Source organism: Streptomyces silvae (assembly GCF_016745505.1).
GTDB classification, from domain to species: domain Bacteria; phylum Actinomycetota; class Actinomycetes; order Streptomycetales; family Streptomycetaceae; genus Streptomyces; species Streptomyces silvae.
Genome location: NZ_JAERUC010000122.1, coordinates 22759 through 33706 on the forward strand (window position 1 = coordinate 22759; position 10948 = coordinate 33706).

Genomic DNA, 10948 nt, shown 5'->3' on the forward strand with positions numbered 1-10948 from the left:
GTGCGCCGGGTTGACTCCGAAAAGCCCGGCGCCCTAGTCCCTCAGCAGGTCCGGGACACCGTCCTCGTCCGGCATGTCGCGCTCCCCGGAGACCACGGTGAGCTGCTGCGTCGCACGGGTGAGAGCCACGTACAGCACCCTCAGCCCCGCCGGGGACTCGTCGGCGATCTCCGCGGGAGAGACCACCACCGTGGCGTCGTACTCCAGCCCCTTCGCCTCCAGGCTGCCCAGCGCCACGACCCGCTCGCCGAGCTCCTCCAGCCACGTACGGGCCTCGGCGCGGCGGTTCATCGCGACGACCACGCCCACGGTGCCGTCCACCTCCGCGAGGAGCCTGCGGGCCTCCTCACGGACGGTCGAGGCGAGGTCCCCGCCCCGTACGGTCTCGAAGCGCGGCTCGACCCCTGTCGAGCGGACCGCCGTCGGCGACTCCATGCCGGGCATGGCCAGCGCCAGCACCTTGGCCGCGAGCTCGGCGATCTCCGCCGGGTTGCGGTAGTTCACAGTGAGGGTGAACCGGCGCCGCGGCCGGTTGCCGAGCGCCTCGTCACGGGCGGCGGCCGCCTCGTCCGGGTCCGACCAGGACGACTGCGCCGCGTCACCGACGATCGTCCAGGTCGCGTGCCGGCCGCGGCGCCCGACCATCCGCCACTGCATCGGCGTCAGGTCCTGCGCCTCGTCGACGATGACGTGCGCGTACTCGGTGCGCTCCGCCGCCAGCCGCTCGGCCCGCTCCCGCTGCGTCTCCTCGCGCTGCGGCATCAGCTCCTCCAGACCCGTGAGCTGGTCCAGCGGATCCGCCTCCCGCTGCCGCTTCGGGCGGGCCGGGGTGCCCAGGAGGTTCTGCAGCTCGTCCAGGAGCGCCACGTCGTGGACGGAGAGCGGGCCCTTGCCGTCCGCGTCCAGCCGCTTCAGCGAACGCGCGAGGCGGCGCACCTCGCCCTGGTTCAGGATCCGGCGCGCCCATCTGCTCAGCCGCCGCTCGTCGGCCATCGCGGCCAGCACCCCGCGCGGGGTGAGCTCCGGCCACCAGGCGTTCAGGAAGGTGAGGAACGGGGTCTCGGTGGACACGTCCTCGTCGAACGAGGAGCGCAGCTCAGCGACCAGCCCGGGGTCGGTGTAGCGGCCCCGGCCCGAGGACTTGTTCCACAGGGCGTCCAGGAGCAGCTTGCGGGCGCGCGGGCGCAGCAGGTTGACCGGTGCCGTGCCGCCGAGGACGTTGTGCCGGATCCGCCGGAGTTCGTCGGCCTCCAGCTCCACCCGGGCGCCGAAGGCCACCACCCGCAGCCGGGTGGGGGTGCCGGCCTCGGCCGGGGCCTCCCCGAACTCCAGCTGCCCCTCCTGGGGGGCGGGCCGGGGCGCGGGCTGCTCCAGCGCCCCGCGGGCCGCCTTGCGCAGCACGTGGAGCATCCGGGACGAGCCCTTGATCCGGGCGACGGCCGGCTCGTCGTAGGTGGTCGCGCCCTCCACCCCGGCGGCCTCGTCGGACAGCGAGCCGACCGCGCGGATCGCGACCTGGCCCTCCTCGCCGAGCGAGGGCAGCACGCCTTCGGTGTACGCGACGAGGAGCGGGGTCGGCGAGACGACGAGGATGCCGCCCGAGTACCGGCGCCGGTCCTGGTAGAGGAGGTACGCGGCCCGGTGCAGGGCCACCGCCGTCTTGCCGGTGCCGGGGCCGCCGGAGACCTCCGTGACGGAGGCGGCGGGGGCCCGGATCACCAGGTCCTGCTCGGCCTGGATCGACGAGACGATGTCCCGCATCGTGTGGCTGCGGGCCTGGCCCAGCGCGGCCATCAGGGCGCCGTCGCCGATGACGGGCAGCTCCTCGCCCTTCAGCCGGGCGGTCAGCTCGGGCCGCATCAGGTCGTCCTCCACCCCGAGGACCCTGCGGCCCTTGGAGCGGATGACCCGGCGGCGTACGACCCGGCCGGGGTCCTTGGGCGTCGAACGGTAGAACGGCGCGGCGGCCGGCGCTCGCCAGTCGATGACCAGCGGCGCGTAGTCGGAGTCGAGTACTCCTATGCGGCCGATGTGGAGGGTCTCCGCGATCTCGGCCGTGTCGTCCTCCCCCACGGCGTCGTCGGCCGCCTCGACGGAGGTGAAGGCGCCGTCCGGGCCGCGTTCGCCGTCCTTGCCGCGCAGCAGGTCGATCCGGCCGAAGAGGAAGTCCTCGAACTCACTGTTCAGCCGGTTGAGATGGACACCCGCGCGGAAGACCTGGGCGTCCCTTTCCGCGAGTGCCCCGGGGGTGCCTACCTGGCCCCGTTTACTGGCGTCCTGCATGAGAAATTCCGCCTCGTCGATCTTCTCTTCGAGACGGCGGTAGACCCGGTCCAGATGTTCTTGTTCGACACCGATTTCCCGGTCCCGCAACGAATCGACAGCGGCATCCTGCGCGGCCACCGAGGCCCCCTTCTGACGTGCATCGGGCAGCCGTCAACCGTACGCGAAAGGGGGGCCCGAGCGCACCTGCCGCCCGGATTGCGTTTACGCGTCGATCTCCACGAGCCGCTCCCCGTCGAAGGTGCGTACCTCGAAATGGTCGATGTCCCCGCGCGCCATCGCCGCGCCGCCGTGGACGTACAGAGGGTGCTGTGCGCTCGCGTGGGTGGAATTTTCGATGCCGTATCCCCATTTCGGCACGGCCCAGGAGGTGACGACCTCCTCGTCGCCCGACTTGGACACGGCGACCAGACTGCATTTCTGCGGGCCCTTGACGTTCTTCAGTTCCAGGACCGTGTGCGTGCCCCAGGCCTTGGGCTCCATGCCGACAGTGGCGTCGACCCGGGTGACGGGATCGGTCGCGCTCAGCTTCTCCGGCATGTGGTGGAAGAAGGCGTCCTCGGCGGGGCTCGTGGGATGCGGGTCGGCCGCCTCGACCTGCCGGCCCCGGTCCTCGCCGGCCGTGGCGGTCACCGCGACCACCGGACCGCCGATCACGAGGACGGCCGCCGCGGCGATCAGATACCGGGTGCGCCTGCGCCGCTGCGCGCGCTTGCGTGCCACCTCGTCGACGAGACCGTCCAGCAGCCGGGGCGCGGGGGGCTCCGGGACGTGCGGGACCGGGCGCGCGCCCGGCACGGCGGCCGGTGACTCCGCGAGCATCGCCAGCATGGGCTCCATCCCGGTGAACTCGTCGAGATGGGCGGCGCACAGCGCGCAGCCGGCCAGATGGGCCTCGAAGGCGCTCGCCTCGGCGTCGTCGAGGATGCCCAGCACATAGGCGCCGGCGGCGTCGTGCGCCTCGTCCTGCGCGGGGAACCCGAAGGGGTCGCCCGGAGGGTCCGGTGGGCCCGAGGAGTGCCGGGGACCGGCGGGGCGGGGCCCGAAGGGCTGCCATTCCTGGTCGCTCATGCCGTGATCCCCCTCTCCTCGAGTGCGAGCTTCATGGAACGGAGTGCGTAGAACACCCGGGACCGCACGGTCCCGCTGGGGATGCCGAGCACCTCCGCGGCCTCGTTGACCGTACGGCCTCTGAAGTAGGTCTCGACCAATGCTTCCCGGTGGGCCGGGGTCAAATCGTCGAGGGCGTCGGAGAGCGTCATCAGCCACAGCGCCTTGTCGATCTCGTCCTCCGCGGGGATGACCTCCAGCGGCGACGGATCGACCTCACGCGGCCGGGCCTGCCGGCTGCGGTGGGCGTCGATGACGATGCGCCGGGCGACCGTCACCAGCCAGGGGCGGACGGAGCCGGTGGCCCGGTTGAGCGAACCGGCGTTCTTCCAGGCACGGATGAGCGTCTCCTGCACCACGTCCTCGGCCCGCTGGCGGTCACCCGCGACGAGACGGAGTACGTAGGCGAGCAGCGGCCCGGCGTGTTCGCGGTAAAGCGCCCGCATCAGCTCCTCGTCGGGGACGGCGGAGGCGGGACGGGGCGGTGCACCGCGATGTCGAGCCCTGTGCGGACGGTCATCGGCCACGGCCGCATCCTTGCGCACCCGAACCTCCCGGTCGAGACCCTGTCGAGCTCTGTGGCCATCGGTACGGAAGCGGGCGCGGGTTCATTCAACGATCGGGCAACTTTCTTTTCCCGCAGACCATTTGGGACCGGTTGCCGTCCTCACGGCGTCATGTCACCGCCCTGACGCGGCGCCGGTGGCGGGCCACCCGCTCCCGGTTGCCGCAGACCTCGCTGGAGCACCAGCGGCGCCGCCGGCCCCGCGAGGTGTCCAGGTAGAGCCGCCGGCAGGCATCGCCCTCGCACCGGCGCAGCCCCGCCCGCGCGACCGGGTCGGTCAGCAGGTCGACGGCGTCCCGGGCCACCGCGGCGAGCAGCTCCCCGCACCCCGGGTCGGCGATCGGCGCCCGCACGAGGGCCCCGCCGTGGTCCCGTACGGCGCGCAGTCCCGGCGGGGCGCCCGCCGCCAGCGTGTTGACGCGTTCCAGCGAGTTGTCGGCGTTCCCGCCGGTCAGTTGGGCCGACATCAGCCGGTCGATTCCCGTACGCAACTGCCGGAAGCGCGCCACCCAGGTCTCGTCGACGGCCCCCAGCGGGGTCCCGTACGGAACCAGCCGGGAGGCCACCAGCCACTCGGCGAGACGCGCGGGGCGGTCCAGCCGCTCGTACGCCCCGGAGGCCGGCCCGGTCGCCACCAGGTCCAGACAGACACGCCCCGGGTCGAACCGCCGGTCGTACACGCCCGTGCCCGTACCCGCCGCCATGAGCCTGCCACCGCCTCGGGGGTCCTCCGGTGAGTCACCCCCAGAGTGCCCGCATCCGGCCCGGCCCGGAACCCCTGCGGACACCGCCGTACCGTGTCCGCATGAACGACGCCACGGTCACGCTGACGGCCGGTGCCCTGCTCCTGCGCCCCTGGCGGCGGGACGACATACCGGCGCTGCTCTCGGCGTACGACGATCCCGCGATGCGGCGGTGGCTGCGGACGCAGGTCTCCGACGCCGGGGAGGCGGAGCGCTGGATGACCGTGCAGGAGGAGGGGTGGGTGTCCGGCAGGCGGTTCAGCTTCGCGGTGACCGACACGGCCGCTCAGGGGGAACTCGTCGGCAACCTCGCGCTGAACCGTCCCGGCCCCGGGGCGGAGAGCGCCCAGGCCGGTTACTGGACGACGGCCTCGGCGCGCGGCCGGGGAGTGGCCGCGCGCGCCCTCGGGGCGCTCACCGACTGGGCGTTCGCCACGCTCGCGGAGGACGGGCTGAGACGCCTGGACCTGTTCCACGGGACCGGCAACGAGGCGTCCTGCCGGGTCGCCGAGAAGTCCGGCTTCCCCCTGGCCGAGCTCGTCCCCGCCCGGCCACCGCGCTACCTCATGGGCGGCCACCGGCACTCCCGGGAGGCACCGCTCAGCGCTGCGGCGGGCCGTCGTGGAGGATGCGCTGGAACATCCGGTGGTCCTGCCAGGCGCCGTTGATGTGCAGATAGCGCGGGGCCGTTCCGTACAGCTCGAATCCGCACTTCGCCAGGACCCGCTGCGAGGCCGCGTTGTCCAGGACCGTCCCGGCCTCGATCCGGTGCAGGCCGAGGCCGTCGCGGGCCAGTTCGCAGACCCGGGTGACGGCGGCCGTGGCCAGGCCCCGGCCGGCCCGGTCGACATCGATCCAGTAGCCGAGCCGGGCGTTGCGGAACACCCCGCGTTCGATGGAGTTGAGCGTCATCGCCCCCACGACCCGGTCCTCGTCGTCGGCCAGCGCCCAGGGCATCGCGCGCCCCGCGTCGCGGTCCGCGAGCAGCGCGGTCAGCCGCTGGTGCTGGCCCTCGGGGGTGTAGTACGCCTCGGGGCGCACGGGGTCCCAGCGCCGCATGTACGCGCGGCTGCGGGTCAGGGTGCCCGCGAACGACCCGGCGTCGTCGAGGGTCACGGGCCTCAGCCGGACACCGTCGGTCAGGGGATGGCTGTCGTTGATCATCCCCGCACCGTAGCGGCCCGTCAGGAACCGTCGTACTTGGTGTCCGCCGAGGGGTCCAGCGCCAGCCGGTAGCCGCGCTTGACGACCGTCTGGATCAGCCGCGGCGCCCCCAGCGCCGTACGCAGCCGGGCCATCGCCGTCTCCACCGCGTGCTCGTCGCTGCCGCTGCCCGGCAGGGCGCGCAGCAGGTCGGCGCGGGCGACCACCCAGCCCGGCCTGCGGGCCAGCGTGTGCAGCAGCGCCATGCCCGCCGGGGGCACCGGGCGCAGGGCCCCGTCGACCAGCACGGCGTGCCCGCGGATCTCGACCTGGTGGCCCGCGACGGGGAGCGTACGGGCCCGGGCGGGCAGCTGGGCGCAGAGGACCTGGACGAGCGGGCCCAGCCGGAAGCGCTCCGGCTGGACGGTGTCGATGCCCTTGGCCTGGAGGGGCAGGGCCGTGACCGGTCCCACGCAGGCGGAGACGACATCGTGGCTCAGGGCGTCCAGCACCTCCGGGAGCATGCCGCGGGCCTCCGCCCGGTTCAGGTAGGAGGCGGCGGCGGGCGCGCTGGTGAAGGTGAGGGCGTCCAGGCCGCGGGCGACGGTGACGTCCAGCATGCGGTCGAGCGGGGCGATGTCCTCCGGGGGCATCCACCGGTAGACCGGTACGCCGACGACCTCGGCGCCCGCCGCGCGGAGCGACTCGACGAAGCCGGGCAGGGGTTCGCCGTGCAGCTGGAGGGCGACCCGGCGGCCGGAGACACCCTCGCCCAGCAGCCGGTCGAGGACCTCGGCCATCGACTCCGACTGCGGTGACCACGCCTCGGTGAGCCCGGCCGCCCGGATGGCGCCCTTGACCTTGGGGCCGCGGGCGAGCAGCTCGACCCCCTGGAGCAGTTCGAGGAGCCGGTCACCGATGCCCCAGCCGTCCGCGGCCTCCACCCAGCCCCTGAAGCCGATGGCGGTGGTCGCGATCACGACGTCGGGCGCGTGGTCGATCAGTTCCTTGGTGGCGGCGAGGAGTTCGCTGTCGTCCGCGAGCGGAACGATCCGCAGTGCGGGCGCGTGCAGGACCGCGGCGCCCCTGCGCGTGAGGAGCGTCCCGAGCTCCTCCGCGCGACGGGCTGCGGTCACCCCGACCGTGAAGCCCGCCAGGGGCCCGTGCTGTGCGTCGTCGTCGTGCATGGCGTGATACCCGGCTCTCGTCCCGCTGTTGCTCGATGATGCGGAGGACCGAGACTGTCAATCCTGCGTGACAGTCTCGGTTCTCCTGTATTTCCCGCCCGTTACGTCGTACGACGCGCTGCGGCCGTCCTCACACCTCGGCATAGCTGAGCTGGGGCTTCGCGGCCACCGCCTCGGTACGCCGAAGGTATACCGCCCACGTGAGGGTGAAGCAGACGGCGTAGAAGCCGAGGAAGCACCAGAAGGCGGCTGTTCCGGCGCCCGAGGTGGCGAAGGACTGGCGGAACGCGAGGTTGATCGCGAGACCGCCCAGGGCCCCGACCGCCCCGATGAGCCCCATGGCCGCCCCGGAGAGCCGGCGCCCGTACGCCGTCGCCTCCTCAGCGCCCAGGCCCTTGGCGACGCCCTGCGCGTGGAAGATGCCCGGGATCATCTTGAACGTGGAGCCGTTGCCCAGCCCCGTCAGCACGAACAGCGCGATGAAGCCGACGAGGAACACGGGCAGCGACTCGATGCCCGAGGCGTACACGACGACACCGGTCGCGGCGGCCATGGCCGCGAAGGTCCACAGGGTGATCCGGGCGCCGCCGTACCGGTCGGCGAGCCGGCCGCCCACGGGCCGGATCACGGAACCGAGCAGGGGGCCGATGAAGGTGAGCGAGGCGGCCTGGAGCGGGGTCCGGCCGAACTGGGTCTGGAGGACCAGCCCGAAGGCGAAGCTGTAGCCGATGAACGAGCCGAAGGTGCCGATGTAGAGCACCGACATGATCCAGGTGTGCGGCTCGCGCACGGCCTGGAGCGCCGCCCCGGTGTCGTTCCGGACGGGCCGGAGGTTGTCCATCCCGAGCGCGGCGCCGAGCGCGGCGACGACGATCAGCGGGACGTAGACGCCGAGCACGATCCGCGGGTGCGCGGCGCCCGCCGTGCCGATCACCAGCAGACCGACGAGCTGGACCACCGGGACGCCGATGTTGCCGCCGCCGGCGTTGAGTCCGAGCGCCCAGCCCTTCTCGCGCAGCGGGAAGAAGGCGTTGATGTTCGTCATCGACGAGGCGAAGTTGCCGCCCCCGATGCCGGTGAGCGCGGCGACCACGAGGAACGTCGTGTACGAGGTGCCGGGCTCCATCACCCAGAAGGCGGCGAGGGTCGGCAGCAGCAGCGACAGCGCGCTGACGACGGTCCAGTTGCGCCCGCCGAACAGCGCGACCGCGAAGGTGTACGGCACCCGGACGAAGGCGCCGACCAGGGTGGCCGTGGAGATCAGGAAGAACTTCCCCGCCGGGTCGACGCCGTACTCCGGCCCCATGAACAGGACCATGACGGACCACAGGGACCAGACCGAGAACCCGATGTGCTCGGAGAGCACGGAGAACCACAGGTTGCGCCGGGCCACCCGCTCGCCCGACTCCCGCCAGAAGACGTCGTCCTCCGGCTCCCACTGCTCGATCCAACGACCGGCCATCACGCGCCTCCACAGGGGTCGGGGTGTTGTCCTGCCGACGCTAGGGAGTCCGCGTTTCGGTGCGGTGCCGTGAGGTGACCGGGGCGCAACCTTGCTCTCACTCGGCCGAGGGGGGTGCGGTGAGCCGGGCCCACCGCACCCCCCGGGGCTTCCGGAAACGCGCCCGGAGCCCGGTCAGGCCTTGCGTCCCCGGTCCGCCCCGTTCGGCCACAGGCGCGGCCGGCGCTTGGCGGCGACGTCCTCGACCCAGCCGAACGCCAGTATCGCGAGCCCTATCAGCGGCCATATGGCGATCAGGACCAGCACCTCGTACGACTGCTCTATGTACGTACCGAACGTGTCGCCGAACCACGGGACAGACCAGAGCTCGTCCACCAGCTGCGCGGCCGCCATCAGCAGCAGGTTGTGCCACAGATAGATCGTCACGGCCCGGTTGTTGGCCAGCGTGACCAGGCTGTCCCAGCCGGCGAGCCTGCCGGGGAGCTTCTGCCAGGACGGGGCGTAGACCAGGAGGATCGCGCAGAAGCCGAGGGACCAGGTGGCCTGGGCGAGCGGGATCTCGTCCAGGTTCCAGCCCTCCTCGGTGAGGTGCCCGGAGGCCCACCACAGGCCGAAGCCCATGACGATCGCGGCGGACGACACCGCGATGTAGCGCGGGATCTCCTTCAGGAGCCCGTCGTTGTGGGCGAAGCCCAGGACCCAGCAGGACCCGAACACGGCGAAGTCGAGGAGCCCCTCGCCGAAGGTGCCGGGCACCGTCACGAGACCGGTCCCGATCACGGCGGTGAGGGCGATCGGGGCGAGCAGCGTGACCCAGGGCAGCTTGCGGAACGCCTTGAGCAGCAGCGGCGAGGCCAGCACGAACCAGAGGTAGGCCCGGATGTACCAGAGCGGCCCCGCCGCCTGGTCGGCCCAGGTCAGCTCGAACCAGCCGCCGGGCGACCCGCTCTCGTCGGGGTACGGGGGCGAGCCGAGCGGGAAGAGGTAGCTGCCGAGCTTGATGAACCACCACAGCCCCTCCTCCCGGACGGGCTTCCAGCTGAGCGCGAACATGATCGGCACGATGACGAGCGAGAACGCCCACATCGGGGGGAGCAGCCTACGCAGCCGGCTGCGGATGACGCTCCCCGCCGGCCGGGCCAGCGAGCGGGCCATCAGCGAACCGGCCAGGGCGAACATCACGCCCATGGACGGGAAGAGGACGGTCAGCCAGGCCCACCCGAAGAGGTGGAAGACGACGACCCGGACCAGGGCCACGGCCCTGAGCAGGTCGAGGTAGCGGTCCCGGCCGGGCTTGGCGCGGGGCGCGGGCGCGGCTTCTGCGGGAGCCCCGCCCGCGGTGTCCGGGACGACGGGGCCCGGGCGGGTGACGTCGGGGGCGGCGAGGACGGGCCCGGCCGTGTGCTCCGGGTACGCCGAGGGGACGGGGGCCGTGGCTGCCTTGACGGGCCCGGCCGTGTGCTCCGGGTACGCCGCAGGGGCGGTCCCCGGGTACGCCGCCGGGCCGGGCGGGACGACGGGCAGCGGGGCGGTGTGCGCGGCGCCGGCGGGTGCCGGTGCCGGGTAGCCGCCGCCCGGCTGCGCAGGCGGCCGGCCGGCGTCGGAGGACGGCCAGGCGCCCTCGCCGTATCCACCGTCGTAACCACCGCTGTGTCCGTCGCGGTATCCACCGCCGTGTCCGTCGCGGTATCCGTCGCCGTGGCCAGGTCCGTCGCCGTAGCCGGCGCCGTCCTGAAGAGGCCGGTCGGGATAGGTCATGCCACCGGCCTCCGGTCCTTGTCCGTGTCCTTACGGCGGTTCTGGGTACCGCCGGGCGCCTCCACCACGCCCGTACGCCGCAGCTTCTGCCAGCGCAGCCGGCCACCGGTGAGAGCGGTGATCCACGACTGGAGCAGCACGACGTACATCAGCTGCCGGTAGAGGATCTGCTGGAGCGGCAGCGAGATCAGATGGGTCATGCGCTCCCGGTCGAGCCGGAAGGCGTACGCCGCGCAGACCGCCTGCACCAGCAGGACGCCGAACCAGGCCGCGACCGTCTTGCCCGTCGGGCCGAAGACCAGTCCGTACAGCAGGAAGACGTCGATGAGGGGCGCCAGCAGCGGGGCGACGACCATGAACAGGGAGACGAAGGGCAGGCCCACACGTCCGAAGCGGCCCGAGGGCCCCCGCTCGATGACGGCGCGGCGGTGCTTCCAGATGGCCTGCATCGTGCCGTACGACCACCGGTAGCGCTGCGACCACAGCTGCTGCACGGACTCGGGCGCCTCGGTCCAGGCGCGGGCGTTCTCCGCGTAGACGACGCGCCAGCCGTCGCGGTGCAGCGCCATGGTGACGTCGGTGTCCTCGGCGAGGGTGTCCTCGCTCATGCCGCCGATCCGGTCCAGCGCGTCCCGGCGGAACGCGCCGACCGCACCGGGGATGGTGGGCATGCAGCCCAGCAGGTCGTACATCCTGC

10 protein-coding genes are annotated in these 10948 nt (G+C 72.8%); 1 reads left to right on the forward strand and 9 read right to left on the reverse strand.

The genetic code is table 11. The features are described 5' to 3' along the window. Positions 1 to 33 precede the first annotated feature (33 nt). From JKV81_RS18625 to JKV81_RS18640, 4 genes are all read right to left on the reverse strand, one after another. Entirely contained in the window at positions 34 to 2403 is a 2370-nt protein-coding gene (locus JKV81_RS18625; RefSeq protein WP_202076861.1) for a HelD family protein, read from the reverse strand. Between the two features lie 84 nt (positions 2404 to 2487). Continuing rightward, entirely contained in the window at positions 2488 to 3354 is an 867-nt protein-coding gene (locus JKV81_RS18630; protein ID WP_202076862.1) for a zf-HC2 domain-containing protein, read from the reverse strand. Continuing rightward, on the reverse strand, positions 3351 to 3938 hold the full coding sequence (locus JKV81_RS18635; RefSeq protein ID WP_099172916.1) for a sigma-70 family RNA polymerase sigma factor: 588 nt from the start codon (positions 3936 to 3938) through the stop codon (positions 3351 to 3353). Before JKV81_RS18635 ends, JKV81_RS18630 begins: the two co-directional genes overlap by 4 nt. A gap of 130 nt (positions 3939 to 4068) precedes the next feature. Continuing rightward, positions 4069 to 4662 carry a CGNR zinc finger domain-containing protein gene (locus tag JKV81_RS18640; protein ID WP_202076868.1) on the reverse strand — a complete coding sequence of 198 codons (594 nt, stop codon included), beginning with the start codon at positions 4660 to 4662 and terminating at the stop codon, positions 4069 to 4071. A gap of 101 nt (positions 4663 to 4763) precedes the next feature. Between JKV81_RS18640 and JKV81_RS18645 the strand changes: the two genes are divergently transcribed. Further along, on the forward strand, positions 4764 to 5369 hold the full coding sequence (locus JKV81_RS18645) for a GNAT family N-acetyltransferase (RefSeq protein WP_129263638.1): 606 nt from the start codon (positions 4764 to 4766) through the stop codon (positions 5367 to 5369). On the opposite strand, the gene JKV81_RS18650 is transcribed toward JKV81_RS18645, so the two are convergent. From JKV81_RS18650 to JKV81_RS18670, 5 genes are all read right to left on the reverse strand, one after another. Continuing rightward, entirely contained in the window at positions 5302 to 5865 is a 564-nt protein-coding gene (locus tag JKV81_RS18650) for a GNAT family N-acetyltransferase (RefSeq protein WP_129263641.1), read from the reverse strand. The genes JKV81_RS18645 and JKV81_RS18650 overlap by 68 nt on opposite strands. Before the next feature lie 20 nt (positions 5866 to 5885). Next, positions 5886 to 7031 (reverse strand): uroporphyrinogen-III synthase, encoded by a 1146-nt coding sequence (locus JKV81_RS18655; protein WP_202076869.1) that lies wholly within the window; start codon positions 7029 to 7031, stop codon positions 5886 to 5888. Positions 7032 to 7161: 130 nt separating this feature from the next. Then, positions 7162 to 8493 (reverse strand): nitrate/nitrite transporter, encoded by a 1332-nt coding sequence (locus JKV81_RS18660; RefSeq protein WP_129263648.1) that lies wholly within the window; start codon positions 8491 to 8493, stop codon positions 7162 to 7164. A gap of 174 nt (positions 8494 to 8667) precedes the next feature. Further along, positions 8668 to 10017 (reverse strand): acyltransferase family protein, encoded by a 1350-nt coding sequence (locus JKV81_RS18665; protein ID WP_236057109.1) that lies wholly within the window; start codon positions 10015 to 10017, stop codon positions 8668 to 8670. A gap of 230 nt (positions 10018 to 10247) precedes the next feature. Next, a partial coding sequence (locus tag JKV81_RS18670; RefSeq protein WP_202076870.1) for a glycosyltransferase family 2 protein occupies positions 10248 to 10948 on the reverse strand: 701 nt, incomplete at its 5' end.

What these genes read in the sequence shown, in the direction of transcription:
- JKV81_RS18630 (WP_202076862.1), bottom strand. Translation starts at nt 3,354, where the DNA reads ATGAGCGACCAGGAATGGCAGCCCTTCGGGCCCCGCCCCGCCGGTCCC.
- JKV81_RS18640 (WP_202076868.1), bottom strand. Translation starts at nt 4,662, where the DNA reads ATGGCGGCGGGTACGGGCACGGGCGTGTACGACCGGCGGTTCGACCCG.
- JKV81_RS18645 (WP_129263638.1), top strand. Translation starts at nt 4,764, where the DNA reads ATGAACGACGCCACGGTCACGCTGACGGCCGGTGCCCTGCTCCTGCGC.
- JKV81_RS18650 (WP_129263641.1), bottom strand. Translation starts at nt 5,865, where the DNA reads ATGATCAACGACAGCCATCCCCTGACCGACGGTGTCCGGCTGAGGCCC.
- JKV81_RS18655 (WP_202076869.1), bottom strand. Translation starts at nt 7,031, where the DNA reads ATGCACGACGACGACGCACAGCACGGGCCCCTGGCGGGCTTCACGGTC.
- JKV81_RS18660 (WP_129263648.1), bottom strand. Translation starts at nt 8,493, where the DNA reads ATGGCCGGTCGTTGGATCGAGCAGTGGGAGCCGGAGGACGACGTCTTC.